Below are 25,567 nucleotides of genomic sequence, written 5' to 3' on the forward strand. Positions count from 1 at the left end.
CATGCTAGTCGGCGCCGACTCCGGCGACTGTCCCCGCTCCGGGATGTTTTCCCAGCTCAGGACGGGTTGGATGACTGCTCCCCGCGTCGGACGGCGCCGCGCACCACGGTCAGGTGCAGGACGAGGGCGAGCAGGGTGAGGGCGCCCGTGCAGTACGGCAGGGCGCCCGGGGAGGTGCCGAGGCCCAGGACGACGCCGCCGAGCGCGGAGCCGAGGCCGCTGCCAAGGTAGACGGCCGAGCTGTTGAGCGACACGGCGACCGTGGCCTGCCGCGGCTGGGCCGCGATGAGCTGGTGCTGCTGGGGCACCTGGACGGCCCAGCCGGCCGCGCCCCAGACCACGAGGGGGACGACCGCCAGGGCGGCGGCGGTGTGCGCGGCGGCGGGCAGGAGCGACTGGGCGCCCGTGATGAGGACCAGGATCCAGGTGACCGCGGCGAAGGGACGGCGGGTGCGGTCCACGACGCGTCCGATGAGGAGGCTGCCGACGATCCCGCCCGCGCCCCAGGCCCACATGGCCCACATGGTCCCGTCCGTGTGGGCGGCGTCCTTCAGGAACTCGGCGAGGTAGGTGTACAGGCCGAGGCTGGCGACGCCGCCGAGCAGCGAGACGGTGACGATGCCGGCGACCCGGCCGTCGGCGAGGGCCCGTACCCGCTCGCCGAGCGGCGGCGGAGCGCCCACCTCGACCTTCGGCAGGCGGGTGACGCCGATCAGGGCGACCACGCCCAGGCCGGTGATCAGCCACAGGGTGTCGCGCCACCCCAGGTGCGAGGCGAGGAGCATGCCGGCGGGGACGCCGATGACGGTGCCGACGCTCAGCCCGCCCATGACGGTGGCCAGCGCGCGGCCCCGCCGATCCGGGGCGGTGAGGCCCGCCGCCGTGGCGGCGGCGATGGGCGAGTACACGCCCGCGCCGACACCCGCCACCGCGCGGGCGATCAGCAGGACGGTCAGGGTCGGGGCGAGGGCGGTGACCGCGTTGCCGACGGTGAAGACCACCAGCGCCACGCCGAGCACGGTCTTCGCCGGCCGCGCGGCGAGGAGGGTGGCGAAGAGCGGACCGCCCAGCGCGTAGCAGAGGGTGAAGACGGTGACCATCTGCCCGGCCGAGGACGCGGAGACGCGCAGGTCGTCCGAGACCAGGGGCAGCAGCCCGGCCATCACGTAGGCGTCCACGCCGAGCGCGAACGTGCCCAGCGCGAGCAGCGGGATGGACATGCCGTTCCCGTCGCGTCGGTGGGGGGTGGGGGTTTCCGTTGTCCGAGTGGCGCTCATCCGAGGCGTTCCAAGTCCGTTTCGTCGATGGCCGGCCGGCCGTCGGGGTCAGGGCCCGGGATACGGTCAGGGCCCGTAATACGGGGAAGCGGCCGGCTGGTCCGGTCGCGTCCGGCGACCGCCTGGATGGCATTTACATACAGTGAGCGCCGGTCCCGCAAACGCGTCGGCCGCATCTCTCATGCGCCTTCTGTATGACCACACGTCAACGCGCCCGCAGGGCCGCCATGAGATGCCGGTCACACGGCGGGGAGTGCCGGCGCGGAACCGTACGGAAGCGCCGCGAGGCGGCCCGGAAACGTCGAAGACCCCGAGCCGGTGGGACGGCTCGGGGTCCGGGTGTCGGGAGACAGGGGCGAGGGCGGGGACGGGGTCCGCTCGGCGGGGGGAGGGAGGAGGGGGCCGGAGCCGGTGCGGTCTCCGGGAGAGGCCGCACCGACGGCGCGTCACAACTCCTCGTCGTCCCTGATCCGCACGGCTTCCTCCTCGGCGGAGAGGCCGTCGGTGGTGCCCTCCTGGGCGTAGACGTCCTGGTCGCGCGGACGGTCCGGGTCGGGCTCGTCGTAGAGGAGCCCGGCGGGTTCCTCCACGGCGGCTTCCGCGCCGGGGGCCGGCTCGTCGGGTTCGGGGTCGTCGCGGGCGGGCCGGTCGGGCTCGGCGAGCCGGGCGGGGTCCGCCTCGGGCTCCTCCTCGTGCAGCCGCTCGTCCAGCGGCCGGCCCTCGCGCAACTCCTCGGCGGTCGGGCGCTCCTCGGTGACGGCGGTGGGGGTGTCCCCCGGTACGGGCATCCGCTGGGGGTCGCTCGAGCGCTGCTGCTCCGGCGTACCGTCCTGGAGGTCCGGGATGCCCTCGTCTTCGGGGGAGACGCCGGGGTCGTGAGGGGTGGTCACGGGAGCTCCTTCCCTTCGGTGGCGTTCTCGCCTGTGGCGTTCTCGCCTGTGGCGTTCTCGCCGGTGGTGCTCTTGCCGGTGGTGCTCTTGCCGGGGTTCGTGGCGGTGTTCGAGCCAGGGGCGCCTTCCCGCCCCGGCCGCTGCCGTTCGCGCTGCCCGTGCCGCGCCTTCCCGGCGCGTTCCCCGGGCGGGCGGCCGTAACCGGGCGGCGGGTCGACCTCGACGGGCGGGTGCCAGGGGCCGCGCCGCACTTCCTCGCCGGGCTGCAGCCCTTCGACCGGTCCCTCGGCGATCTCCGGCTGTTGCACGTCGCTGCCGGCCACGTTCGCCGTGTCGCCCTTGCCGATGGGCGCGGGCCGGGCGCGCGGCGCCGCGCCTTCGTCCGGCCGTCGTCCGCTCCGTTCGCCTCGCTCGCCCCGCGCCTCCCGCGGGTCCCGCGCGGCCTGCTTCCGGGCGCCGTCGTCTGCCTGCATGACGTCCTCCGTTCCGGGGCGGTTCTCGGTCCACGGCCACCGGCGCCGACACGGCGGACGCCGGCGGCGTCCGGGCCCGTCCGGGGCACCGGTGGTTCCGTGACGATCAAGCGCCTGCCCGCTGCGCCGGCTTCGACGCCTCCCGACCACCCGTGTTCGCCTGGCGAGTAACCCCTGCGGCACGGCCTACGCACAGCGCCCCCGCCCCGCCCGCGCACGCCACCCGGGCGGCCCAGGCACGGCCGCAGACCGTAGCCGCGGCCCCGGCGTCAGCCGGTCTCCCGTCAGCCGGTCTCCGGCGGGCGGCCCGTGCGGAGCAGGCGGAGGACGGCGTGTTCGGTGGGGCCGTGGGTGGCCGGGGCGCCGGGGTGCGCGCCGTCGCCGAGCCGCGGGAGGGCGGGGGCGATGGTGATGCCCTCTTCGTAGAGCTCGATCACCCGCGGGTTGATGTACGAGGCGCGGCACACGGCGGGGGTGTTGCCGAGGTAGCCGGCGACCTCACGTGCCGCGCGGGCGATGGCGCGGCGCCGGGCGGTCTCGCTGCGGACGGCACCCTGGGAGACGGCCAAGGCCACGGCGGCCATGACGGTGGCGTGCCAGGTGCGGAAGTCCTTGGCGGTGATGTCGAGTCCGGCCTGCTCCTTGAGGTAGGCGTTGACGTCGTCGCCGCTCACCTCGTGCCAGGCGCGCCGCTCCCAGTAGGCGAGCAGCCGGTCGCCTTCGTCGCGGCGGCGGAGCAAGGCGGTCAGGGTGCGGCAGGCGTCGGGGTCGGCGACGGACAGGACGATCTCCCTGCCGTGCTTGCCGGTGTAGGTGAAGACGACCCCGCCACGCCGTCGGCGGGTGTGCTCGCGGAGCAGGGTGGTCAGGCCGTAGCTGTTGTGCCGTTCGGCGTAACGGTCGCTGCCGACGCGGAAGAAACCGAGGTCGAGCAGGCGGACGGCGGTGGCCAGGACGCGGCGCCGGGTGAGGCCGCGGTCGGCCAGGTGCTCCTCGACGGTCTCCCGCAGGGCGGGCAGGGCCTCGGCGACGTCCAGGACGTGGTCGTGCTTGGCCCGTTCCTGCTCGGCGCGGAACGCCGGGTGGTACAGGTACTGGCGGCGGCCCGCGGCGTCCGTGCCGACCGCTTGGAGGTGCCCGTCGGGCCGGGCGCAGATCCACACGTCCCGCCAGGCGGGCGGGATCACGAGGTCGCGGATCCGGGCGAGCGCGTCGGGATCGCGCAGCGGCGCGCCCTCCGCGTCGCGGTAACGGAAACCGCGCCCGTGCCGGACGCGGACGTAACCGGGTTCCGTGGGCCGGCTGTGGTGGAGGCGCGAGGGCGTCCGTTTCCGCCAGTCGCGGACGCCGGTACGGTCCGGGACGGTCGAGCGCGACGGACCGGTCAAGCCGGATGAGCTGGCCGAGCCGGTCAGGCCGGTCGAGCCGGCCGAGCCGGACGTCTGTCGTGGGAGGGTGCGGACCCGGCGCTCCCGGGTGGGGATCACGTCTCCGACGGGGCTCTTCATACCGGGCTGATACCCGGAGGTCCGTCTGTTCAAGGCGGGGTGGTCGCCGTCTGCCGGCGCGTGTGGGTGCGGTGGGGCGGGCGGGCCAGTACGAGGGGGTCTTGGGTGGCGGGGTCCTCTTCGGTGGCGCTGCTTGGGACGGGCCTCTGCACAGGGGCCTCTTCCCAAGCGGCTCTTCCCTCAGGAGAGGGGACTCTTCAGCCGGGCCTTCTGGGATCTGCCTCTTCGATCGTGCGCACCTCAAGACGTCCGCCCATCCGGTCTTCACGCCCGGGACACCGTTCATTCGCCTGGGCGTCCCCCGGTGCTGCTGACCTGTCCGATGGTCACACTGGTCACCGGAAGGAACACGTTCGATGCCCCCCACGTCCACCTCACCCACCGTCCCCGCCGCGCCCGCCGCGCCCGCCGCGCCCGCCGCGCGGTTCCGTACCGCCGCCCTCGCCGCGCTGGCCGCGCTGGCGCTGCCGTTCGCGGCGCCGGGCACCGCCGGTGCCGCCCAGCCGGGCCCGGACGCGAGCGTCCCCGGTTACGCCACCTGGCAGGCCGACGTGCGCAAGGCCGTCGCCCCGGTGATCCCTTGGCTGCGGGAGCGGGCGGCGGGACACGGCGGGAAGCCGGCCGTCGTGCTGGACATCGACAACACCGCGCTGGAGACGTACTACCACCCGGGGCGCGCCAACGAGCCCGTGCTGCGCGTGGCCGAGTGGGCACACGAGCACAACGTCGCCGTCCTCTTCGTCACCGCCCGTACCTCCTCGTCGTCCGCCCGGAAGGATGTCGCGGCGGCCGGCTACCCGGTGGACGCGGTCTGCACCCGTGAGCACGGCGAGGGCAAGGGCGACGGCAAGGAACGCTGCCGCCAGGAGCTCACCGAGGACGGCTACCGCATCACCGCCAACATCGGCAACCGCTCCACCGACTTCGAGGGCGGCTATTACGAGAAGGGCTTCAAGCTGCCCGACTACGGCGGCAAACTGTCCTGAGAAAAGCCGCCTTGAGACGACAAGCGGCCGGCGCTCCCCGACGGGGGCCGGCCGAAGGGTGCGGCGGCGGGGCGCCGCCCCCGCCGGGAGGGCCCGGCGGGGGGCGGAGCGGGTCGGTCGGGCCGGCGGGTCAGTCGGGCCAAGTGCCCGTCAGCCGGCGGGTGGCGGTGGCGCCGGCGCGGTCGACGGCCGCCCTGACGACGGAGAAGACCGCGCCCTGTACGGCGGCGGCGATCAGGACCTCGCCCCAGGTGCGGTCCTCGTCGGTCGCGTCGGGGGCCTCGTCGTCGTGCCCCAGCAGCTTCCAGGTGCGGCGGAAGGCCGCCCCGGCGAGCAGGCCGCCGGCCAGGCCGAGGGCGAGCCCGACCGGTTTGTAGGCGATCTTCACCGCCTTCACCGAGGGCTCCTCGCGCGCCGCGCCACCCCCACGACGAGGACGACGGCACCCGCCGCCAGCAGGGGCCCGCGTCCGACGCGCAGCACGCCGGTGACCCGCCGGGCCGTCGCCAGGACCGGCTCGGGCGCCCGCCGGCGTACCGTCTCGACGACCGCCGTGGTCCGGTGCGCCAGTCCGGCGCGGGCGGTGGCCGCCTGGGCGCGGACGGGCTCCGGCACCCGGTCCCGTACCTGCCGGACGACCTCCGAGCCCTTGTCCAGCGCCTGTTCCGTGGCCTGCCCGGCCGCGTCCTTGACGGCGGTCGCCTTCCGCTTCGCCTGGGCCTTCACGTCGGCCTTGCGGGCGAGGGCGTCCACCGTGTGGCCCAGTTGCTCACGGGCGCCCTCCGCCTGGGCCCGCAGGTCCTCGGTGGTCTGAGCCGTACGCCCGTCCTCGGAGCTCGCGCTCATCGGATGCTCCTCTCCTTGATCATCGCGGTGTCCTTCTTGACACCTTCGATCGCCTGCCCGGGAACCGGCGGCGCAGCCTCACGAATCCGCTGCCGGCCCATGAGGGCCAACACCCCGGCGCACACGCCCAGTACCACGGTGACGATCAACGCCGCCACCCACACCGGCAAGGCCAGGGAGAGGGCGGCCACGGCGGTCGCGGCCAGGCCCTGGAACGCCACGAACCCGACCAGGCCGGCGCCGCCGAGGAGACCGCCGCCCTTCCCGAAACCCCGGCCCTTCTCCAGCATCTCCGCCCGCGCCAGCCGCATCTCCGCCCGTACCAGCTCGGCGAGTTGGTCGGACGCCCGGGACACCAGGGCGCTCACCGGCTCCTCCCCGCGGTCCGGCACCGGACCCGGCGCCGGGCCCCGCCCCCGTTCCTCGGTACGGCCCTGCCGGGGAATCCGGTCCAGGAAGCTCATCGACGATCACCCGTCCTCCGTGTTGCCTGCCGTTCCGCGCCCGGCTCCGCCCACCGGCCCGAACACCGCCGGGCGTCACCGTCGCGTCGTCTGTCGCCAGGCGCTTACCCCGTTCGCCGAAGATGCGGCCTACCGGGAACGGGGAGCTCGGCGTGCGTCCGGCGGGCGGGCGTCCGTACCGCGCGCCCGGGCGGCTAGTTCCGTGCCCCCCTGTGGTGGCCGCGGGCCAAGGCGGCCAGGGGGCCAGGGGGCGATGGGGATGGTGCTCGGCCCGGTGCCTGGTCTTGTGTCCGTGCGCCGCGCCGGTGCGGTCTGCCCTGTACCGGGCATCGGGCCGGGGCCGCGCTCCGTGCGCTCGGAGGCAAGGCGGAGTGCGTTCACGGGCAGGTTCCGGCGCCTGTCGGGGCCCAGCGCCTGTTGTGGAAGTGCTGGTCACAGCCGCTCGTTGAGGACCGCGACCAGCACGGTCGCCTCGTAGCGGACCACGAGCTTGTCATACCTCGTGGCTACAGTCCGGTGGCGCTTGAGGCGGTTGATCCCGCACTCGACCGCGTGCCGCTGCTTGTAGTCGTCCTTGCCGGACTTGGGCGACCGTCCGCCTCGCGATCCCCGCTTGAAGCGGTTGCGGACGCGATCCGTCGGCACCGGGATCCGCTTGCTTGGAGTGCACTCCAAGGTCATAGCGTTGAGACATCTGAACCGAACACCCAACGCGTCGACGCTTCACCCCGCACGACCGACGAGAATGGCGGCAAGTGGTGGACAACCAATTAACAACGCATGCAGCACTTTTCGATCTGCGCGGAAAACGCGCGCTCGTCACCGGTGGCACCCGAGGCATCGGAATGATGATCGCGCGTGGCCTTCTCCAGGCGGGCAGCCGCGTAGTCATCAGCTCACGCAACGCAGAAGCGTGCGCTCAGGCACAGGAACAGCTTTCCACATTCGGTGAGGTGCGGGCCATTCCCGCCGACCTGTCCCGCCACGACGAGTGTCGGCGACTGTCCGATCTCGTCACCGCCGACTCGGAACGTCTCGACATCCTCGTCAACAACGCGGGCGCCATGTGGGACGAGCCGCTGGCGACGTTCCCGGACGCGGCCTGGGACACGGTCGTCGACCTCAACCTGAAGTCGCCGTTCTGGCTGGTCCAAGCGCTGCTGCCCGCACTTCGCAGGGCGGGCACCGCCGACGATCCCTCGCGGATCATCAACATCGGCAGCATCGCCGCCATTCACATCCCCCAGCGGCCCAACTACTCGTACTCCAGCAGCAAGGCCGCACTGCATCAACTCACCAGAGTGCTCGCCAAGGAACTGGGACCGCAGCACGTCACCGTGAACGCCGTGGCACCGGGACCGTTCCCGTCGACGATGATGGCTGCAACCCTCGACGAGTTCGGCGAGGCGATCGCGGCGTCGGCCCCACTACGCCGGATCGGCCGCGACGACGACATGGCGGGTGTCGCCGTGTTCCTCGCCAGCCGGGCAGGCGCATACCTGACAGGCGCCGTGATCCCCGTAGACGGCGGCATCGCCACAACCGCGTAGGCCGCCTGAAGCTTGTCTCATGACTCCGGATCGGGTGCGGCGTTGAGCTGGTCGTGGTCACCCCCGAACACCGCCCCGTCCGCCCCCACGACTCCCGGCGGCATCGACCCCGACAGCCTCGCGCGGCCGACCCCTCCCCGTGGGACGCACCGCCCGTCAGCGGCAATCACATGCCGTGCTGACGGCAGGGGGGCGCCCCACGGCGGCTGAGCCGAGACCCATGTACCCGGCACGCAGCGGATGATGAGGCAATGACCGCCGACCCCCGCGCCCGCTCCTTCGACACGGCCGCCGACCAGTACGCGGCGGCCCGGCCCTCCTACCCCCCCTCGCTCCTGGACACCGTGCAAGAACTCTCCGGTCGCCGCCTGGCCGGCGCTCGGGTCGCCGACGTCGGGGCGGGCACCGGGATCGCCACCGCGCTGTTGCGCGACAAGGGTGCCGAGGTGATCGCCGTCGAGCCCGGTGGGGCCATGGCCCGCCGGTGCAGGGAGACGACGCCCGACGTACCGGTCGTACAGGGCGACGGCAACGCCCTGCCCCTCGCCGGCTCCTCCCTCGACCTCGTCACGTACGCGCAGTCCTGGCAGTGGACCGATCCGGCCCGTTCCGTCCCCGAGGCGCTGCGCGTGCTGCGGCCGGGCGGGGCGCTGGCGGTCTGGTGGAACACCACGGCCTTCGACGTGCCGTGGATCCGTGCGCAGCACGAACGCGTCGCTCGCTGCTGCGGGAGGAATGCGGCCTCCTCCCCCACCCGCCACGGCGACGATGACGCCGTCCGGCTGGCCGGCCTGACGGGCCTGCGGGTCGCGCGTCGCCTGCTGCGCTGGAGCCGGGTCGTCTCCCTCGACACGCATCTGGCCAACATCGGCAGCCGCTCGGCGTTCCTCGTCCTGGACGAGGAGGCCCGGGGCGCCTTCTTCGCCGTCGAACGCGAGGTGTTGAGTGCGGCCTTCCCCGAGGGCGCGATCGAGGAGACGTACGTCGTCGACCTGTTGGTTGCCCTTCGTCCGTAGCTCCGTACGACATCCCGGCATCCCGGCATCCCGACGCCCCACCGGCCCGACACCCGGAGCTGCGACACGAAGCCCCGGCGCCCGCGCGTCCACCCGTCCACGCGCCCACGCGCCCACGCGCCCCGACGGGTACGCCGACGCGGCGCGCGGTGGCCGCAAGCTCCAGGTGCCGCGGCGTCCGAGCGGCGTCAGGGCCCCGCCTCGGAGACGCGCATCGCGTCCCACCCCGCCGGTGCCGGCGGCTGGATGTGCCGGCGTGGCAGACAGCCCGGCCGAGGCATGCTTCCGGCCTGCCCGCCGACGGCCGGGGCGAGGACGCACCGCCGCTCCTCCGGAGTCGGCCGGGGAGTTCCCGGCCCCGCGACATCCGGCCCGGGGAGGTGAGTGTTCAGCCGGTTGCTCCCGACGGTCGGGAACGCGGCCGGGCCGGGGACCGTCTTGGACTGCGGCGAAGCCCTCTCCGGACTGTGAAGGAACCCATCAGGTGGCTCACTTTTCCCGCATCCGTCACCGGCCGACCGTGTTTGCGCTCGTAGCCGCCGCGATCATGCTCGGCCTCGCGAGCTGGTACGTGTTCTCGGGCCGGGGCACAGGGCTGCTGCCGCAGAGCAGTTGGGGGCCGTGGCGCGAGAAGCCTCAAGTGAACAACTGGGGAGTGCAGGTGCGGGTCAACTCGTGGAGCGACGCCGCTGAGGCGCACATATACATGGGCAAAGCAGAGGACCTCACCCTGAAGGCGTACGGCACGCGAGCCAGTGCCACGGCGGTGATGGACAAAACCCGGTTCACCCTGACGCCCGACGGCAAGGTCACCGGCCAGTGGCCACAGGAGCACGACACGAGGTGACGCGCGCACTTCCTGCGGAAGCCGAACCGGTTCGGGCTCACTTCGGCCCTCGACGCGGCGGTCGGCTTCCGGAACTTCCCCGACAGCGGCCACGCCACCGTCAGCACCCCGGCCCGCTCCGGTGAACTCCCCCTTCGCATCGCCTGCCGCCTCTTCCCACAGGGCGGCATGCGCGGCCCCCGCCTCGGCCGAAGGTGGCCGTCCACGCCATCCGCCCCGGGATGCCGGAGGCGCCCCAGGACGCCCGGGGACGCCTGGAGACGCGGTGGCCGCCGGCCACTGACCGGACTCGAGCCGCTCACCAGCCGCTCACCACCGGAGCGACCGCTCGGAAAACCGCATGCGCCCCCGCGGAGGCGTCGGTTACCGTGAGGGCATGTCTACGCCCCGAATCTCCTAGCCGAGGACCCGCTTCCACGCCAGAAGTGTGTCCTTGAGCTTATTCGGAGCGTTACCTTATGATCACCGTTCGCGGTGTCGAGCTGCGTGCCGCCGCGCGGCTCCTGCTGTCCGACATCTCCTTCACCGTCTCCCCCGGCGACCGCGTCGGCCTGGTCGGCCGCAACGGCGCGGGAAAGACCACCCTGATGACCGTCCTGGCGGGGCGGGCCCGGCCCGCCGCCGGGAGCGTGGTGGCCACCGGCCCGGTCGGCTTCCTCGCCCAGGACTCCCGAGCGACCGGCCCCGACGTGACCGTCACCGACCGGATCCTGTCGGCGCGCGGTCTCGACCACGCCCTGCGCGCGCTGCGGAGCGCGGGGGCGGCGATGTCCGAGGCCGCCGGGCCCGCCGCGCTGGACCGGGCCATGGCGGCGTACGCCCGCGCCGAGGCGGCCTTCCAGGCCGGCGGCGGGTACGCGGCCGAGGCGGAGGCCGCCCGGGTGGCGGCCGGGCTCGGTCTGCCCGACGAGGTGCTCGGCCGGCCGGTCGGCACACTGTCGGGCGGGCAGCGGCGCCGGGTGGAACTGGCCCGCATCCTGTTCGCCGGCCACGACGGCACCCTGCTGCTCGACGAACCCACCAACCACCTCGACGCCGACTCCGCGGTCTGGCTGCGCGGTTTCCTCCGCGGCCACCAGGGCGGGCTCGTGGTGATCAGCCACGACACCGGGCTGCTGGCCGACGTCGTCAACCGGGTGTTCCACCTGGACCCCGGCCGGGCGACGATCGACATCCACAACACCGGCTGGACCACGTACCTGGCACAGCGGGCGAGCGACGAGCGGCGCCGTGCCCGCGAGCGGGCGAACGCCGAGCGGAAGGCCGCCGCCCTGCACGCGCAGGCGGACCGGATGAAGGCCCGGTCCGCCACCGCCGTGACCGCCCGGAGCATGAGCCGGCGCGCCGACCGCATGCTCGCCGCCCTCGAGCCGGCCCGGCGGGCGGAGAAGACCGCCCGTATCCGGCTGCCCGTACCCGAGCCGTGCGGCCGGGTGCCGCTCGGCGCGGTCAGCCTGGCCAAGGCGTACGCCGGCCGTCCCGTCCTCGACGGGGTGGACCTCGCCGTGGACCGGGGCAGCCGCCTGGTGGTCCTCGGGCCCAACGGCGCGGGCAAGACGACGCTGCTGCGCGTCCTGGCCGGCGAGGTGGCGCCCGACGCGGGCCGGGTCGTGCGCGGACACGGGCTGCGGCTGGGCTACTTCGCCCAGGAGCACGACACCCTCGACCCCGGCCACACCGTCCTCCGCCACCTCGCCACGGCCGCGCCGCACCTGACGGACGGCGAACTCCGGGGCGTGCTCGGGGCGTTCCTCTTCACCGGGGACGACGCCGACAAGCCCGTCGGCGTGCTGTCGGGCGGGGAGAAGACCCGCCTGGCGCTGGCCGGACTGGTCCACTCCGGCGCCAACGTGCTGCTGCTCGACGAGCCCACCAACAACCTCGACCCCGCGTCCCGCGGCGAGGTCCTGGCCGCGGTCGGCTCCTACCCGGGCGCGGTCGTCATGGTCACCCACGACGAGGGCGCCATCGACGCCCTCCGCCCCGACCGCGTCCTGCTCCTGCCGGGCGCCGACGAGGATCTGTGGAGCGACGACTACCGGGAGCTGGTCGCCCTGTCCTGACCGGTTCCCGGCCGGGCGGCGCTCCAGGGCGGCGGGGTGGCGGGGCGGCCCGGACGGCGCCGACCCCGGGCGACGGCGGTCCGGCTCCTCCCCTCTCCGGGCCGCCCCGCAGCTTCGCCGCCCCACCGCCCTGCGACGCGCCGCATGGCGATCGCCGACGCATGGCGATCGCCGACGCGTGGCGCGGCGCGGCTTCGGCGACCGCCCGCGCCCGTTCCGCCCCGCCGCCCGCGGCTTCACCGCGACGGACGCCGGGCCCAGCGCGCCGCGCCGACCCCCGCGTCAACGGCACGCGCCCGGGGCGGGGACCGGGCCCCGCCCCGGCAGGGCCCGGTCCCCGTCAGGCCCCCACGTACTCCGCCAGGTGCTCCCCCGTCAGCGTGGAGCGGGCCGCGACGAGGTCCGCGGGCGTGCCCTCGAAGACGATCCGGCCGCCGTCGTGGCCGGCCCCGGGGCCCAGGTCGATGATCCAGTCGGCGTGGGCCATGACGGCCTGGTGGTGTTCGACGACGATGACGGAGGTGCCGGAGTCGACGAGCCGGTCGAGCAGGCCGAGGAGTTGCTCGACGTCGGCGAGGTGGAGGCCGGCGGTCGGCTCGTCCAGAATGCAGACGGACGGACCGCCGCCCTTCTCCGTCAGGTGTGTGGCGAGTTTGAGCCGCTGGCGTTCGCCGCCGGAGAGCGTGGTGAGCGGCTGGCCGAGGGTGAGGTAGCCGAGGCCGACGTCGCTGAGGCGACGCAGGATCCGGTGGGCGGCGGGGGTACGGGCCTCGCCCGTGGCGAAGAACTCCTCGGCCTCGGACACCGGCATCGCCAGCACCTCGCTGATGTCCCGGCCGCCGAGGCGGTACTCGAGCACCGACGCGTCGAAGCGCTTGCCCTCGCACTCCTCGCAGGTGGCGGCGGTGCCGGCCATCATCGCCAGGTCGGTGAAGACGACGCCGACGCCGCCGCAGGCGGGGCAGGCACCCTCCGAATTGGCGCTGAACAGAGCCGGTTTGACGCCGTTGGCCTTGGCGAACGCCTTGCGGACCGGGTCGAGCAGCCCGGTGTACGTCGCCGGGTTGCTCCGCCGGGAGCCGCGGATCGGGGCCTGGTCGACCGAGACGACGCCCGCGCCGGCCGGGATCGACCCGTGCACCAGCGAGCTCTTGCCCGAGCCCGCCACGCCGGTGACGGCGACCAGCACCCCGAGCGGGATGTCGACGTCGACCCCCCGCAGGTTGTGCGCCGTCGCGCCGCGGACCGGCAGGGTGCCGGCCGGTTCGCGCACGGTCTTCTTGAGGGTGACGCGGTCGTCGAGGTGGCGGCCGGTGAGGGTGCCGGCGGCCCGCAGCCCTTCCACCGTGCCCTCGAAGCAGATCGTGCCGCCCGCCGCGCCCGCGCCGGGTCCGAGGTCGACGACGTGGTCGGCGATCGCGATCACCTCGGGCTTGTGCTCCACCACGAGCACCGTGTTGCCCTTGTCCCGCAGCCGCAGCAGCAGGTCGTTCATCCGCGCGATGTCGTGCGGGTGCAGCCCGGTGGTCGGCTCGTCGAAGACGTAGGTGACGTCGGTCAGCGACGAGCCGAGGTGGCGCACCATCTTGACGCGCTGCGCCTCGCCGCCCGACAGTGTGCCCGTCGGCCGGTCCATGGAGAGGTAGCCGAGCCCGATTTCCACGAACGAGTCGAGCGCCTGCCGGAGTTTGGCGAGAAGCGGCGCCACGGACGGCTCGTCCAGCCCGCGCACCCACGCGGCCAGGTCGCTGACCTGCATCGCGCAGGCGTCGGCGATCCCGACGCCCTGGATCTTCGCCGACCGGGCGGCCGCGTTGAGCCGGGTGCCGTCGCAGTCGGGACAGGTGGTGAAGGTGACCGCCCGGTCCACGAACTCGCGGATGTGCGGCTGCATCGCCTCCCGGTCCTTGGCCAGCAGGGACTTCCGGATGCGGGGGATCAGCCCCTCGTAGGTCATGTTGATCCCCGCGATCTTCATACGCACCGGCTCGCGGTGGAGGAAGTCGTACCGCTCCTTCTCGGTGAACTCGCGGACCGGTTTGTCGGCGGGGAAGAGGCCGGACTCGGCGTAGAGCCGGTGGTTCCAGCCGCCCGGCTTGTAGCCGGGGATGTCGAGCGCCCCCTCGGCGAGCGACTTGCTGTCGTCGTAGAGCCGGGTGAGGTCGAGATCGGTGACGTCGCCGCGCCCCTCGCAGCGCGGACACATGCCGCCGGTGCGGGAGAACGTCACCTTCTCGGCCTTCTTCACGCCCCGGTCGACGGTGATCGCGCCGCTCGCCCGCACCGAGGCGACGTTGAAGGCGAACGCGCCGGGCGGGCCCACGTACGGCCGTCCGAGCCGGCTGAAGAGGATCCGCAGCATCGCGTTGACGTCGGTGGCGGTGCCCACCGTGGACCGGGGGTCGGCGCCCATCGGCTGCTGGTCGACGATGATCGCGGTGGTCAGCCCCTCCAGGACGTCCACCTCGGGCCGGGCCAGGGTCGGCATGAAGCCCTGAACGAAGGCGCTGTACGTCTCGTTGATCAGCCGCTGCGACTCGGCGGCGATCGTGCCGAACACCAGCGAGCTCTTGCCCGAACCGGACACCCCGGTGAACACCGTCAGCCTGCGCTTGGGGATCTCGATGTCGACGCCCTGGAGGTTGTTCTCCCGCGCGCCGTGCACCCGGATCGTGTCGTGCACGTCGGCGGGGTGCGGTACGGGCGGGGGCGTGCTCGTGCTCGGGCTCATGGCCTTGCTCATCGTTTCTCCATCCGTGAGACGGGTCCGCTCGCGCCCGCGTCCTCGGCCCCGACGGCCGGCGGGCGCGGCGTCGCCGGCACGTCCCGCCGGTCGCGGTGGGTCCGCAGCGGGCAGGGGACGGCGGCCGAGGGAAGACGCGGGTGAGGCGTGCGGACGGGTGCGGCGTTCAGGGTGCGGGCGGGTCCGCCGGCCGGCGCCGGGCCGGCCGGCGGACGGGAGCGGGAACGGGAACGGGCTCGTGCCCGGATGGCCGGGCGGACGGAGCCCGCGACACGATCCGGTGCCCCGGCCGCGGGCCCGACGATACCCCTCGCCACCCGGCCGACGGGTCGCCTCTTTGGTCACTTCCTTCACAGACACCCCACCAGGCACAGGCAAGGCGAACAGCCGGGCGGGCAGGGCCCGGCGAGCGGACCACGGGGCGGTGTCCGACCCCCGTGCGACCCTGGACGGGTGACCCTGGAAGACCTGGCGCGGCTGCGCCGCGCCCGCGACACGATGGACCGCGACTACGCCCGGCCCCTGGACGTCCCGGCGCTGGCCGCGGTCGCCCTCATGTCACCGGGGCACTTCTCCCGCAGCTTCCGCGCCGCCTTCGGCGAGACGCCGTACGGCTACCTGATGACCCGCCGCGTCGAACGCGCCAAGGCGCTGCTGCGGCGGGGCGACCTGAGCGTCACGGACGTCTGCTTCGCCGTCGGCTGTACGTCACTGGGCTCGTTCAGCTCACGCTTCACGGAGCTGGTCGGCGAGAGCCCCAGCGCCTACCGGGCCCGCGCCCACGAGGCGGGTGCCGCGATCCCGGCCTGCGTGGCCAAGATCCTCACCCGGCCGTCCCGCCACGGCGGACCGGGCGGGGCCGCCCCCGGCGGGGTGGACCCGGCAAGGCCGGCCGGGGCGGCCCCGGCGAGGCGCGGGGAGCCGGCCGGGGCCGGACGGGACACGGCGGCCGGAGCGAGGAGGGGCGAACCCGTCGGGGCCGGAGATCGCGAACCGGTCAGGATCGGAGAAGCGCGATCCGCCGTCGCCTCGTAGCGTCGGGGGCATGGACATCAAGCTTTCCCAGTGCTTCATCGCCGTCGACGACCACGACAAGGCCCTCGCCTTCTACCGCGACGCCCTCGGGCTGGAGGTGCGCAACGACGTCGCGTTCGAGGGGATGCGGTGGGTGACCGTCGGGTCGCCCGCGCAGCCGGACGTGGAGATCGTCCTCGAACCGCCGGCCGCCAACCCCAATGCCTCCCCCGCCGACCGGGAGGCGATGGCGGAGCTGCTGGCCAAGGGCATGCTGCGCGGCGTGATCTTCTCCACGGACGACTGTGACGCGACCTTCGAACGCATCCGCGCCACCGGCGCCGAGGTGCTCCAGGAGCCCGTGGACCAGCCGTACGGCGTCCGTGACTGCGCCTTCCGCGACCCGGCGGGCAACATGCTCCGCTTCACGCAGCCGCGCAAGGACCGCTGAGGGCGGCCGGGACCCCACCGAGCCCGGTGCCCGGCCCGGGCCTGCCCTGCCCGCCGCGGCGGCGGCGGCGGGCTGGGTGGGCGGGGCGGGTGCGGGCACCGGCGGACGGGTCGCCTACGGCCGTGTGGTCCGGTCGCCCAGCCAGGACGCGATGTCGGCGAGCGCCGTGCCGGCCAGGCTCGTGGGGTGGCCCGTGAAGCCGTGGGGCGCCTCGGGGTAGACGCGGAGGTCGACGTCGTTGCCGGCCGCCGACAGCCGGCCGGCCATCGCCAGGTTGTCCTCCAGCACCACGTCCTCGGCGCCGACGACGAGCAGCGTCGGGGGCAGGCCGCGGAGGTCGCCGTAGAGGGGGGAGACGTCGGGGATGGTCCGGTCCTCGACGTGGCCGACGTACGCCTGGAGGAAGTACTCGTCGGCGATGCGGCGGCCGGCCGGGGTCCGCGCGCTCAGGTCGTAGGTGCCGAACCGGAGGGCGGCGCCGGTGAACAGGCCGACGGCGCCCCTGTCCCGCAGTCTGAGCAGGGTGGCCAGGGCGAGGGTGGCGCCCGCGGAGCTCCCGCCGATCGTCAGCCGAGAGGTTCCGAAGCGGGCGCCGGACTGCTCGACGAGCCAGAGGGCCGCCGCCTCGCAGTCGTCGGGCGCTGCCGGCCAGGGGTGTTCGGGTGCCAGCCGGTAGTCGACACTGACGACGGCGACGCCCAGGGCGTCCGCGAGTTCGCGGTTGCGCCGGTCTCCGTGCGCCGCGCTGTCCAGGTAGAAGCCGCCGCCGTGGATGTCCAGGTGGACGCCGCGCGGCGGCCCCCCGGACGGTGTGAGGATCCGGACGGGGACACGGGCCCCCGCGGTCTCGGCCGTCTCCTCCACGGCGGGCGGTACGGCGGGACGCGGAGCGGGCCTCTTCGCCCGTGCCTCCCGGAGCTCCTCGGCCGAGCCGGGGCCCCGGCCCGCGGCCCGCGCCCGGTAGAAGGCGCGGGCTTCCTCGACCTGTTCCGCGGGTACCTCGACCGACAGTGCGTCCAACGCGAAGCGCACGCGCCCTCCTCATCGCTCGGGATCTCGAACGCACGTTACCGCCAGCCCGGTGCGCCAAATCCGACGCCCGCCCCCTTCGGCCCGCCGAGTGGTGCGGCGGGCGGCGATGACGTCCCGCTTCCGCGGCCACGGAACCCGCCGGCCCGGCCGGGACGCCGGGCCCCGGGGCCGCGCGGGGCGCTCCCCGTGACGGCGGCTCCGGCGGTGGGGACGTGGCGAGGACAACGGTGGCGAGGACGACGGTGGCGACGGCGACGCCCCGCCCCCGGCGGTCCGGGCGGCCGGGTCCTCAGCGGCGTCCGGCGGCGTGCCCCTCGCGGAGGGCCGCGGCGCCCGCCAGGACGCGGTCGGGCCGGAGGGGCAGGTCGCGGTGGCGGACGCCGGTCGCGTGCCAGACAGCGTTGACGACGGCCGCCGCGGAGCCGACCGTGCCGATCTCGCCGATTCCCTTGATGCCGACGGGATCGTCGGGGTCCGGGTCGTCCAGCCAGTGCGCCTCGACGGCGGGAACGTCCGCGTGGGCCGCGATGTGGTAACCGGCGAGATCGGTGTGGGCGAGGCCGCCCGTCGTGGTGTCCCGGACGGCTTCCTCGTGCAGGGCCATGGACAGCCCCCAGACCATGCCGCCGGTGAGCTGGCTCCGGGCGGTGAGCGGGTTGACGATGGGGCCCGCGGCGAAGACGCCGAGCAGGCGGCGGACGCGGATCTCGCCACTGCCCGGGTCGACGGCGACCTCGGCGAACTGCGCGCCGTAGGCGTGCCGTTCGGACGCGGCGAGGGCGCGTACCGCCGCTTCCGTGTCCGCGCGGACGGTGATGCCGCCGGGTGGCACGGTGACGCCCGGGGCGAGGCGTTCGCGCAGGTCGCGCGCCGCGAGCCGGACGGCCCAGCCCCAGGAGCGGGTGCCCATGGAGCCGCCGGCGACCCAGGCGTCGCCGAAGTCGCTGTCGGCGATGCGGACGCGGACCCGTTCCGGCGCCACCTCCAGTGCGTCGGCGGCCAGTTGGGTGAGGGCGGTGCGTGCCCCGGTGCCGATGTCGGCGGCGGCGATGCGGACGGTGAACGTACCGTCGGGGTGCGCGGTCGCGGTGGCGGTCGCCGGGAAGACACCGGTGAAGAAGGACGACGCCGCCGTGCCGGTGCCGAGGAGCCAACGGCCGTCACGGCGGACGCCCGGCCGCGGGTCGCGCCCGGCCCAGTCGAAGCGGCGGGCCCCTTCGGCGAAGCAGTCGGTCAGGCGGCGGCCGGCGAAGGGGAGCCCGGAGACGGGGCCGACGGCGGGTTCGTTGCGGGCGCGCAGCGCGATCGGGTCCAGGCCGCAGCGTTCGGCGAGTTCGTCCAGCGCGCATTCCAGCGCGAAGGAGCCGGGGGCCTCGCCGGGGGCGCGCATATAGGTGGGCGTGGGGATGTCGAGGGACAGCACCCGGTGGACGGTGCGGTGGCCGCTCGCGTCGTATATGGTCCGCCCGTAGGCGGCGCTCGGCTCGACGAACTCGCGGACCGTGGAGGTGGCGCTGAGCGCCGTGTGCTCCAGGGCGCGCAGTCGGCCGTCCGCGCCGGCGCCCAGCCGGACGCGCTGGACGGTGGCGCTGCGGTGGCCGACGAGCGAGAACATCTGGTGCCGCGTGAGGGCGACGCGCACCGGCCGGCCGAGCACGGTCGCCGCCATGGCGGCGAGGACGAGGTGCGGGCGGGCCTGGGCCTTGCTGCCGAAACCGCCGCCGACGTGCTCGGAGCGCAGGCGTACGGCCGTCGGGTCGAGGCCCAGGAGCCGGGCGAGGTCCCGGGCGGTCGCGTAGGCGCCCTGGGTGGAGTCCACGACCTCCAGCCGTCCGCCGTCCCAGCGCGCCATGGCCGCGTGGGGCTCCAGGGGGCTGTGGTACTCCTCCGGGGTGGTGTACCAGGCGTCCACGACCGCGTCGGAGGCGGCGAGTTCGGCCTCCACGTCGCCTTTGTCGGTGGTGCCCGGGCCCATGGCCACGGTCTCCGCCGCCCGGCATCGGGGGTGGTCGGGCCTGAGGTCCACGTCGTGCGGCTCGGTGTCGTAGGTGACGACGAGCGCCTCCGCCGCCTCCCTGGCCTGCTCGGGCGTCCCGGCCACGACGAGCGCGACCGGCCAGCCCATATGCGGCACCCGGTCGTGCTGGAGGATCCGGGCGGTGGCGTCGGGTCCGAAGGTGCCGTGGAAGTCCTCCTCCAGGCGCGGCGCGTTGCCGTGGTGCAGGACGGCGAGGACACCGGGCATCGCCAGGACGGCGGCGTCGTCCACCGAGCGGACGCGCCCGCGGGCCACGGTGGACACCACGATCCAGCCGTGGGCGAGGCCCTCGGCGGGGTGGTCGGCGGCGTAACGGGCGGCGCCGGTGACCTTGTCGCGCCCCTCCAGACGGATGCGCGGGGTGCCGACGGCCGGTGTCGTGGGGGGTGGGGTGGTGTTCTTCGCCGTAGGAGAGGTGGTGGCGTTCACGGCTGCGGGAAGCGTGCCGGTACTGGTGTCCGTGGCCGTGGAGGTACCGGTGTTCGTGGCCCTGGAGGTACCGGTGCCTGCGGCCCTGGAAGTACCGGTGTCCGTAGCCGTGGAGGTACCGGTGGCGGCCGACGCCCCACGGGCGCGCGTCGCGCGCGCCACCCCGCAGGGCTCGCCGGCGACCGTCACCACGGCAGGCCCGGCGGCTTCCGGCGCCGCGTCGACGCGCACCGCGTTCGTCGCCGTAAGGGCCCTGTCGGCCTCCGCCGTCGAGGTGCGCCCGTCGGCCTCCGGCGCCCCGTCACCGCATGGCACGTGCGGCACGTGCGTCGGAGTCGTGCGGGCCCCCGCGGAGTCCGCCGTCACGGCGGCCCCGCCGGCCTCTGTCGCCGTGGCGTCCCCTTCGGCGGTCACCGCCGCGCTCGTGTGCTCGGCGTTCCTTGCCGTGGTCATCGGGTGGCGGCCTCCTCGGCGAGTTCGGTCAGGACGTCGGCCACCAGACCACGCAGCAGCGGCAGTTTGTAGCCGTTGTGCGGCAGGGGCCGGGCGGCGGACAGTTCGGCGTCGGCGGCGGCGGTGAACGCGGCGGTGCCGGCCGGGTTGCCGGTCAGGGCGGCTTCGGCCCGGTGGGCCCGCCAGGGGCGGGAGGCGACCGCGCCGAAGGCGAGCCGCGCCTCGTGGACGATGCCGTCCCGGACGTCGAGGACGGCGGCGAGTGACCCGAGGGCGAAGGCGTAGGAGGCGCGGTCGCGCACCTTGCGGTAGCGGGAGGCGCCGGGCGGGGCCGGCGGCAGGACGACGCCGGTGACCAGCGCGCCGGGCGGCAGCGTGGTCTCCCGGTGCGGGGTGCCGCCCACCGGCCGGTGGAGGGCGGTGAGGGGCACCTCCCCGGGCCCGTCCGCCGTCTCGTAGGTGACGACGGCGTCGAAGGCGGCCAGGGCGACGGCCATGTCGGAGGGGTGGACGGCGACGCAGTGCGGGGAGGCGTCGAAGACGGCGTGGTCGCGGTGCTCGCCGGTGAGGGCGGCGCAACCGCTGCCCGGTGCGCGCTTGTTGCACGGCGCGGCGCTCGCCGCCCCGGCGGTGAAGTACCCGCAGCGGGTGCGCTGGAGCAGGTTGCCGCCGACCGTGGCCATGTTGCGCAGTTGTCCCGAGGCGCCGGCGAGGACGGCCTGCGCCAACGCCGGGTAGCGGCGGCGCACTTCGGGGTGTGCGGCCAGGTCGCTGTTGGTGACCGTCGCACCGGCGCGCAGGCCCCCGTCGGCGGTGGCCTCGATCCGGTCGAGGGGGAGGTCCCGCAGGTCGACGAGGAGCTCGGGGCGCTCGACACCGGTCTTCATCAGGTCGACGAGGTTGGTGCCGCCGCCGAGCGGCCGGGCCTCGGGGTGGGCGGCGAGCAGGGCGACGGCGTCGGCCGTGTCGGCGGCGCGGTGGTAGCGGAACTCCCTCACGCCACCACCGCCCCGGTGGTCCGCGCCCGTTCGCCGGCGGCCCGTGCGACGGCGCGGACGATCGTCGGGTAGGCGCCGCAGCGGCACAGGTTGCCGCTCATCCGCTCCCGGATCTCGGCGTCGGTGAGGGCGGGCGGCCCCGCCTCGGGGCGGACGTCGGCGGTCACCGCGCTGGGCAGGCCGGCGGCGTGCTCGTCGAGGACGGCGATGGCCGAGCAGATCTGCCCGGGGGTGCAGTAGCCGCACTGGTAGCCGTCGAGTTCGAGGAACGCCTGCTGGACGGGGTGCAGCCGCTCGCCGTCGGCGACGCCCTCGATCGTGGTGATCGCGCGCCCCTCGGCGGCGACGGCGAGCTGGAGGCAGGACACGGCGCGGCGGCCGTCGAGCAGAACGGTGCAGGCGCCGCACTGGCCTTGGTCGCAGCCTTTCTTGGTGCCGGTCAGGTCCAGGCGCTCGCGCAGGGCGTCGAGCAGGGTGGTGCGGTGGTCGACGGTGAGGGTGTGGGGTTCTCCGTTGACGTGCAGGGTGACGACGCTGGACGTCGGTGCGGTCATGGCGGCCTCTTCGGCGGGGAGTCGGCGCTGGCGGACGGGGTGGCGCTGGACGAAGCGGTGCCGGGCGGCGGGATGGCGCTGAACGGACGGTGTGCGATCGGCGGTGTGGCGCTGGACGGGAGGGCGCCCGGCCATGCGCGGCCACGCCGGTCCCGACCCTGACGTCCGTCCACGGGTTCGCCGTCGCACGACGCGGGAGCGCGGACGACGCGGGTGCCCGGTGACGCGGCGGGCGACCGGCCCGTACCGCCTCCGGGGCCCCGCTAAGGTGGGCTGTGCGTACGGCACTTGCGCGGCGGAGTGTCGGCGGACAACTGTCCGGTTACGTGAACCTAGCGGACGGCCGGTCCACCGGGCAAGGCCCAGGACCGGGCGCGGACGGAGGGCGAGGGCGGGTGCGGACGACGGTGCCACAGCAGGGCGGCGACCCCCCGCACCGGCGCTCGGACGCCCGGCGCAACCGCGAGCGCATCCTGGCGGCGGCCCTGGCGGAGCTGACGCGCTCCCCCGCCGTCGCGCTCAGCACGATCGCGAAGAGGGCGGGTGTCGGGCAGGGAACCCTCTACCGGAACTTCCCCGACCGGGAGTCGCTCATCCTGGAGGTCTACCGCTTCGAGGTCCAGCAGGTCCACGAGGCCGCCCGCCGGCTGCTCGCGGCCCGGCCGCCCGACCGGGCCCTGCGCGAGTGGCTGGACCGGCTGGCCCGGTACGCGGCGGCCAAGGCGGGCCTGGCCGACGCGATGCGCGAGGCCACCCGCGCTCCCGCCGCCCCGGCCCGCTGGGGCCACGCCCCGGTCACGGCCGCCGTCGAACTGCTCCTGGACGCCAACGAGCGGGCCGGCACCATCCGCCCCGGGGTGACGGCCGACGACTTCCTCCTCGCCATCGCCGGACTCTGGCACATCGGCGCGTGCCCCGACGCCCATGAGCGCGCCGGCCGCCTCTTCGACCTCGTCATGGACGGCCTGCGGGCGGGCGCGCCCGGGCGCCCCGCGACGGAAGGCTGACCGCCCGGAACACCAGGACGCCAGGACACCAGAACACCGGGACACCGGGTCGCGGGACCGCCGGCCAGCGGATCAGGCAGGTCACCCGGCCGTGGCGACGGCGGTCTTCCTGCGGGCGCGGTACGCGGCGGCCTTGATCTTGTTGCCGCAGGACTCCATGCCGCACCACTGCCGCCGCCGCCCGCGCGAGCGGTCGATGTAGACGCGGGTGCACTCGGGGTTGCCGCACTCCTTGAGCAGGGGCACGTCCGGGCCGCTCAGCAGCTCCACCGCGTGCCGGGCGACGGCCGACAGCGCCTCGCGCTGCGTCGCCGCCGTCCAGCGGCCGGAGCGGGTCAGCCGGGGCGCGGCGGGTGCGGCGAGCGCCGCGTCGTTGACCACGGCCAGCGGCTCGTCCTCGAAGTCCGAGCCGAGGCGCCGGGCCGTGACCAGTCGGTAGACGGCCTCGCGGACGGCCGTCGCCCGCTCCACGTCGGCCGGGCGGGCGGGCGAGACGGCGTCGACGAGGCCGGACTCCACGTACCAGGCGTCGAGCCGGTCCGGCGTCGCGAACATCTCGAACCGCGCCGTGCGGCGGGCCCGGAGGGTGGCCGCGAAGTCCAGGGCGGGATCGCCGCACACGAAGGCGTGGTCCAGGTTCACGTCACCATCCTGGCGGGTGATGACGGCACCCGCAAGAACGGCCGGTTCCGCGCGGCCCGACCCCGCGAGGGTGGCCACGGGCACTCCGCGGCCTCACCTCGCAAGGGCGGTCACGCCACCCGGCACCCCCGGGGCCCGCCGGGCTCAGGCGCCCGGCGCTCCCGTCTCCGTCAGCTCCCCGTCCGCGACCCGCAACCACCGCCGCACGCCGATGCGTTCGAGGAAGCGCTCGTCGTGGCTGACGACCACGAACGCGCCCCGGTAGCAGGCCAGGGCGCTCTCGAGCTGTCCCACCCCGACCAGGTCGAGGTTGTTCGTCGGTTCGTCCAGCAGCAGCAACTGCGGGGCCGGTTCGGCGCACAGGACGCAGGCGAGCGTGGCGCGCAGGAGTTCGCCGCCGGAGAGGGCGCGTACGGGCAGGTGCGCGCCGGGGCCGCGGAACAGGAACCGCGCGAGCAGGTTCATCCGCTCCGCCTCCGGCCGGTGCGGGGCGGCCGCCGCGAAGTTCTCGGCCACGGTACGGCCGGGGTCGAGCAGGTCGAGGCGCTGCGAGAGGGAGGCGATCCGCCCGTCGGCCCGCCTGACCGTCCCGGCGTCCGGGGTCAGGTCGCCGGTGATCAGCCGCAGCAGCGTGGTCTTGCCCGCGCCGTTGGGCCCGGTGAGCGCGATGCGCTCGGGTCCGCGGATGGTCAGGTCGACGCCGTCCCCCGCGAACAGGTCGCGCTCGCCGTGGCGCACCCGCAGCCGCTCGCCGAGGACGAGGGTGCGGCCGGCGGGGACGTCGGTGTCGGGCAGTTCCAGGACGAGCCGCTGCTCGTCCCGCAGGGCGCGGCCCGCCTCGTCGAGCCGGGCGCGCGCCTCGTGGACGCGGGTGGCGTGCGTCTGGCCGGCCCGGCCGGCGGACTCCTGGGCGCCGCGCTTCATGTTCCCGGCGAAAATGCGCGGGAGGCCGGCGTTCTTGAGGTTGCGGGCGGCGTTGCTCGCGCGCTTCTCGGCCCGTTCGCGGGCCTGCTGCATCTCGCGCTTCTCCCGCTTCAGCTCCTGCTCGGCGTTGCGGACGTTCTTCTCCGCGACCTCCTGCTCGGCCCGTACGGCCTGCTCGTACTGGGTGAAGGTGCCGCCGTACAGGCGCAGTTCACCCCGGTCGAGTTCGGCGATGCGGTCCATGCGGTCGAGCAGTGCCCGGTCGTGGCTGACGAGCAGGAGGGTGCCGTTCCAGTCCGAGAGGACGTCGTAGAGCTTGTGGCGTGCTTCGATGTCGAGGTTGTTGGTCGGTTCGTCCAGCAGCAGCACGTCGGGCCGCTTGAGCAACTGCGCCGCCAGGCCGAGGCTGACGATCTGGCCGCCGCTGAGCGTGCCCAGGGTCCGGTCGAGGGCGAGGTGGCCGAGGCCGAGCCGGTCGAGCTGGGCGCGGGTGCGCTCCTCGATGTCCCAGTCGTCGCCGATGGTGGCGAAGTGTTCCTCGCTCACGTCACCGGACTCGACGGCGTCGATGGCGCGGACGACCGCGTCGACGCCCAGGATCTCGGCCACCGTCGGTTCGCCGGCGAGGGGGAGGGTCTGCGGGAGGTAGCCGGTCGTGCCGTGCACGCTCAGGGCACCGGCGGTCGGGCGGAGTTCGCCGGCGATGAGCTTCAGCAGGGTGCTCTTGCCGGAACCGTTGGGCGCCACCAGCCCCGTACGTCCGGCGCCGACGGTGAAGGACAGGTCCTCGAAGACCGGGGTGTCGTCGGGCCAGGAGAAGGCGAGCTGGGAGCAGATGACGGAAACGTCGGACATGTGGATGACCTCGCGTGGAACCGAGGGCAGAGCTCCCCGCCGCGCGAAGAACCGTCGCGCGGAGAGCACTGCGCCTGAACACAGGGAAAAGGGGAGGACGAGACGACCACGACGGCGGTACCGCTCGGAGCGCGCCTGCCGGTGGCCGATCAGATCCGGGTATCACCCGGAGATGTCGTCGTCACCCACCATGTCCGGTCTCCTCTGCGAAAGATCATTGACGCCTTCACCATACCAGCCACACGGCCGCGGTGCGCGGGTGACGCCTCAGAGCCCCAGGTCCCAGGCCAGGCAGGCGAGATGGGTCCGCACCTCGGGGCCGCCGGCGCCGTACTCCGGGGCCCCGGGCGAGGCCGCCTTCTCCTCGGTCATGTCCTCGTAGGCGATCCGCTCGGGCAGCGCGCCGAACCGCGCGTGGCGCACGGCCGAGTCGCCGTCCCGCATCCCGCTTTCCCGTGTCGTCATCTTCTCGATCCTTCCACTCCACTGGAATTGATGGAACGTCAC

General features: G+C 74.6%; 24 protein-coding genes. 8 read left to right on the plus strand and 16 right to left on the minus strand.

What is annotated here, in order from left to right; all coding sequences use genetic code 11:
- Window positions 1-56 precede the first annotated feature (56 nt).
- The 4 genes from ACZ6X9_RS08610 to ACZ6X9_RS08625 form a co-directional block, all read right to left on the minus strand.
- Window positions 57-1,220, minus strand: a complete 1,164-nt coding sequence (locus ACZ6X9_RS08610; protein ID WP_469777193.1) for an MFS transporter — start codon at window positions 1,218-1,220, stop codon at window positions 57-59.
- A gap of 503 nt (window positions 1,221-1,723) precedes the next feature.
- The gene (locus tag ACZ6X9_RS08615; RefSeq protein ID WP_469777194.1) at window positions 1,724-2,167 is read right to left on the minus strand and encodes a DUF5709 domain-containing protein; all 444 of its coding nucleotides are present in this window, start codon (window positions 2,165-2,167) and stop codon (window positions 1,724-1,726) included.
- Window positions 2,164-2,640 carry a hypothetical protein gene (locus ACZ6X9_RS08620; protein WP_469777195.1) on the minus strand — a complete coding sequence of 159 codons (477 nt, stop codon included), beginning with the start codon at window positions 2,638-2,640 and terminating at the stop codon, window positions 2,164-2,166. Before ACZ6X9_RS08620 ends, ACZ6X9_RS08615 begins: the two co-directional genes overlap by 4 nt.
- Before the next feature lie 284 nt (window positions 2,641-2,924).
- A complete protein-coding gene (locus ACZ6X9_RS08625) occupies window positions 2,925-4,148 on the minus strand; it encodes a DNA topoisomerase IB (RefSeq protein WP_469777196.1) in 1,224 nt (407 codons plus the stop codon).
- A gap of 356 nt (window positions 4,149-4,504) precedes the next feature.
- Between ACZ6X9_RS08625 and ACZ6X9_RS08630 the strand changes: the two genes are divergently transcribed.
- Entirely contained in the window at window positions 4,505-5,134 is a 630-nt protein-coding gene (locus ACZ6X9_RS08630; protein WP_469777197.1) for an HAD family acid phosphatase, read from the plus strand.
- 130 nt (window positions 5,135-5,264) lie between these two features.
- Here the strand turns inward: ACZ6X9_RS08630 and ACZ6X9_RS08635 are convergent, their stop codons facing one another.
- The 4 genes from ACZ6X9_RS08635 to ACZ6X9_RS08650 form a co-directional block, all read right to left on the minus strand.
- Window positions 5,265-5,531, minus strand: a complete 267-nt coding sequence (locus tag ACZ6X9_RS08635) for a DUF4235 domain-containing protein (protein WP_469777198.1) — start codon at window positions 5,529-5,531, stop codon at window positions 5,265-5,267.
- The gene (locus tag ACZ6X9_RS08640) at window positions 5,528-5,980 is read right to left on the minus strand and encodes a DUF3618 domain-containing protein (RefSeq protein WP_469777199.1); all 453 of its coding nucleotides are present in this window, start codon (window positions 5,978-5,980) and stop codon (window positions 5,528-5,530) included. The genes ACZ6X9_RS08635 and ACZ6X9_RS08640 overlap by 4 nt, the downstream gene beginning before the upstream one ends.
- Window positions 5,977-6,348, minus strand: coding sequence for a phage holin family protein (locus ACZ6X9_RS08645; RefSeq protein WP_469777659.1), 372 nt, complete (start codon window positions 6,346-6,348; stop codon window positions 5,977-5,979). Before ACZ6X9_RS08645 ends, ACZ6X9_RS08640 begins: the two co-directional genes overlap by 4 nt.
- 528 nt (window positions 6,349-6,876) lie before the next feature.
- A complete protein-coding gene (locus ACZ6X9_RS08650) occupies window positions 6,877-7,119 on the minus strand; it encodes a hypothetical protein (RefSeq protein WP_469777200.1) in 243 nt (80 codons plus the stop codon).
- Between the two features lie 80 nt (window positions 7,120-7,199).
- Between ACZ6X9_RS08650 and ACZ6X9_RS08655 the strand changes: the two genes are divergently transcribed.
- The 4 genes from ACZ6X9_RS08655 (at window position 7,200) to ACZ6X9_RS08670 (ending at window position 11,920) form a co-directional block, all read left to right on the plus strand.
- The gene (locus ACZ6X9_RS08655) at window positions 7,200-7,994 is read left to right on the plus strand and encodes an SDR family oxidoreductase (RefSeq protein WP_469777201.1); all 795 of its coding nucleotides are present in this window, start codon (window positions 7,200-7,202) and stop codon (window positions 7,992-7,994) included.
- Between the two features lie 251 nt (window positions 7,995-8,245).
- Window positions 8,246-9,010, plus strand: coding sequence for a class I SAM-dependent methyltransferase (locus tag ACZ6X9_RS08660; protein ID WP_469777202.1), 765 nt, complete (start codon window positions 8,246-8,248; stop codon window positions 9,008-9,010).
- A gap of 520 nt (window positions 9,011-9,530) precedes the next feature.
- On the plus strand, window positions 9,531-9,857 hold the full coding sequence (locus ACZ6X9_RS08665; RefSeq protein WP_469777203.1) for a hypothetical protein: 327 nt from the start codon (window positions 9,531-9,533) through the stop codon (window positions 9,855-9,857).
- Between the two features lie 458 nt (window positions 9,858-10,315).
- Window positions 10,316-11,920 (plus strand): ABC-F family ATP-binding cassette domain-containing protein, encoded by a 1,605-nt coding sequence (locus tag ACZ6X9_RS08670; RefSeq protein WP_469777204.1) that lies wholly within the window; start codon window positions 10,316-10,318, stop codon window positions 11,918-11,920.
- A gap of 340 nt (window positions 11,921-12,260) precedes the next feature.
- Here the strand turns inward: ACZ6X9_RS08670 and ACZ6X9_RS08675 are convergent, their stop codons facing one another.
- Entirely contained in the window at window positions 12,261-14,663 is a 2,403-nt protein-coding gene (locus ACZ6X9_RS08675; protein ID WP_469777205.1) for an ATP-binding cassette domain-containing protein, read from the minus strand.
- A gap of 453 nt (window positions 14,664-15,116) precedes the next feature.
- On the opposite strand from ACZ6X9_RS08675, the gene ACZ6X9_RS08680 reads away from it, so the two are divergent.
- Both ACZ6X9_RS08680 and ACZ6X9_RS08685 read left to right on the plus strand, forming a co-directional pair.
- The gene (locus ACZ6X9_RS08680; RefSeq protein WP_469777206.1) at window positions 15,117-15,698 is read left to right on the plus strand and encodes a helix-turn-helix transcriptional regulator; all 582 of its coding nucleotides are present in this window, start codon (window positions 15,117-15,119) and stop codon (window positions 15,696-15,698) included.
- A 10-nt stretch (window positions 15,699-15,708) separates the two neighbouring features.
- Window positions 15,709-16,128 carry a VOC family protein gene (locus ACZ6X9_RS08685; RefSeq protein ID WP_469777207.1) on the plus strand — a complete coding sequence of 140 codons (420 nt, stop codon included), beginning with the start codon at window positions 15,709-15,711 and terminating at the stop codon, window positions 16,126-16,128.
- A 114-nt stretch (window positions 16,129-16,242) separates the two neighbouring features.
- Here the strand turns inward: ACZ6X9_RS08685 and ACZ6X9_RS08690 are convergent, their stop codons facing one another.
- From ACZ6X9_RS08690 to ACZ6X9_RS08705, 4 genes are all read right to left on the minus strand, one after another.
- Window positions 16,243-17,160 carry an alpha/beta hydrolase gene (locus tag ACZ6X9_RS08690; protein WP_469777208.1) on the minus strand — a complete coding sequence of 306 codons (918 nt, stop codon included), beginning with the start codon at window positions 17,158-17,160 and terminating at the stop codon, window positions 16,243-16,245.
- 289 nt (window positions 17,161-17,449) lie between these two features.
- Window positions 17,450-20,080 carry a xanthine dehydrogenase family protein molybdopterin-binding subunit gene (locus ACZ6X9_RS08695; protein ID WP_469777209.1) on the minus strand — a complete coding sequence of 877 codons (2,631 nt, stop codon included), beginning with the start codon at window positions 20,078-20,080 and terminating at the stop codon, window positions 17,450-17,452.
- On the minus strand, window positions 20,077-21,078 hold the full coding sequence (locus ACZ6X9_RS08700; protein ID WP_469777210.1) for an FAD binding domain-containing protein: 1,002 nt from the start codon (window positions 21,076-21,078) through the stop codon (window positions 20,077-20,079). Before ACZ6X9_RS08700 ends, ACZ6X9_RS08695 begins: the two co-directional genes overlap by 4 nt.
- Window positions 21,075-21,632, minus strand: coding sequence for a 2Fe-2S iron-sulfur cluster-binding protein (locus ACZ6X9_RS08705; protein ID WP_469777211.1), 558 nt, complete (start codon window positions 21,630-21,632; stop codon window positions 21,075-21,077). The genes ACZ6X9_RS08700 and ACZ6X9_RS08705 overlap by 4 nt, the downstream gene beginning before the upstream one ends.
- A 395-nt stretch (window positions 21,633-22,027) precedes the next feature.
- On the opposite strand from ACZ6X9_RS08705, the gene ACZ6X9_RS08710 reads away from it, so the two are divergent.
- Window positions 22,028-22,639, plus strand: coding sequence for a TetR/AcrR family transcriptional regulator (locus ACZ6X9_RS08710; protein WP_469777212.1), 612 nt, complete (start codon window positions 22,028-22,030; stop codon window positions 22,637-22,639).
- Between the two features lie 81 nt (window positions 22,640-22,720).
- Here the strand turns inward: ACZ6X9_RS08710 and ACZ6X9_RS08715 are convergent, their stop codons facing one another.
- The 3 genes from ACZ6X9_RS08715 to ACZ6X9_RS08725 all read right to left on the minus strand — a co-directional run bounded on the left by ACZ6X9_RS08715 (window position 22,721) and on the right by ACZ6X9_RS08725 (window position 25,567).
- A complete protein-coding gene (locus ACZ6X9_RS08715) occupies window positions 22,721-23,281 on the minus strand; it encodes a CGNR zinc finger domain-containing protein (RefSeq protein ID WP_469777660.1) in 561 nt (186 codons plus the stop codon).
- Window positions 23,282-23,425: 144 nt separating this feature from the next.
- The gene (gene abc-f / locus ACZ6X9_RS08720; RefSeq protein ID WP_469777213.1) at window positions 23,426-25,060 is read right to left on the minus strand and encodes a ribosomal protection-like ABC-F family protein; all 1,635 of its coding nucleotides are present in this window, start codon (window positions 25,058-25,060) and stop codon (window positions 23,426-23,428) included.
- 267 nt (window positions 25,061-25,327) lie between these two features.
- A complete protein-coding gene (locus tag ACZ6X9_RS08725; RefSeq protein ID WP_469777214.1) occupies window positions 25,328-25,567 on the minus strand; it encodes a hypothetical protein in 240 nt (79 codons plus the stop codon).

The organism is Streptomyces sp. NPDC052910 (assembly GCF_055585605.1).

What these genes read in the sequence shown, in the direction of transcription:
- ACZ6X9_RS08620 (WP_469777195.1), bottom strand. Translation starts at nt 2,640, where the DNA reads ATGCAGGCAGACGACGGCGCCCGGAAGCAGGCCGCGCGGGACCCGCGG.
- ACZ6X9_RS08630 (WP_469777197.1), top strand. Translation starts at nt 4,505, where the DNA reads ATGCCCCCCACGTCCACCTCACCCACCGTCCCCGCCGCGCCCGCCGCG.
- ACZ6X9_RS08675 (WP_469777205.1), bottom strand. Translation starts at nt 14,663, where the DNA reads ATGAGCAAGGCCATGAGCCCGAGCACGAGCACGCCCCCGCCCGTACCG.
- ACZ6X9_RS08610 (WP_469777193.1), bottom strand. Translation starts at nt 1,220, where the DNA reads ATGTCCATCCCGCTGCTCGCGCTGGGCACGTTCGCGCTCGGCGTGGAC.
- ACZ6X9_RS08625 (WP_469777196.1), bottom strand. Translation starts at nt 4,148, where the DNA reads ATGAAGAGCCCCGTCGGAGACGTGATCCCCACCCGGGAGCGCCGGGTC.
- ACZ6X9_RS08660 (WP_469777202.1), top strand. Translation starts at nt 8,246, where the DNA reads ATGACCGCCGACCCCCGCGCCCGCTCCTTCGACACGGCCGCCGACCAG.
- ACZ6X9_RS08705 (WP_469777211.1), bottom strand. Translation starts at nt 21,632, where the DNA reads ATGACCGCACCGACGTCCAGCGTCGTCACCCTGCACGTCAACGGAGAA.
- ACZ6X9_RS08640 (WP_469777199.1), bottom strand. Translation starts at nt 5,980, where the DNA reads ATGAGCGCGAGCTCCGAGGACGGGCGTACGGCTCAGACCACCGAGGAC.
- ACZ6X9_RS08695 (WP_469777209.1), bottom strand. Translation starts at nt 20,080, where the DNA reads ATGACCACGGCAAGGAACGCCGAGCACACGAGCGCGGCGGTGACCGCC.
- abc-f (WP_469777213.1), bottom strand. Translation starts at nt 25,060, where the DNA reads ATGTCCGACGTTTCCGTCATCTGCTCCCAGCTCGCCTTCTCCTGGCCC.
- ACZ6X9_RS08670 (WP_469777204.1), top strand. Translation starts at nt 10,316, where the DNA reads ATGATCACCGTTCGCGGTGTCGAGCTGCGTGCCGCCGCGCGGCTCCTG.
- ACZ6X9_RS08685 (WP_469777207.1), top strand. Translation starts at nt 15,709, where the DNA reads ATGGACATCAAGCTTTCCCAGTGCTTCATCGCCGTCGACGACCACGAC.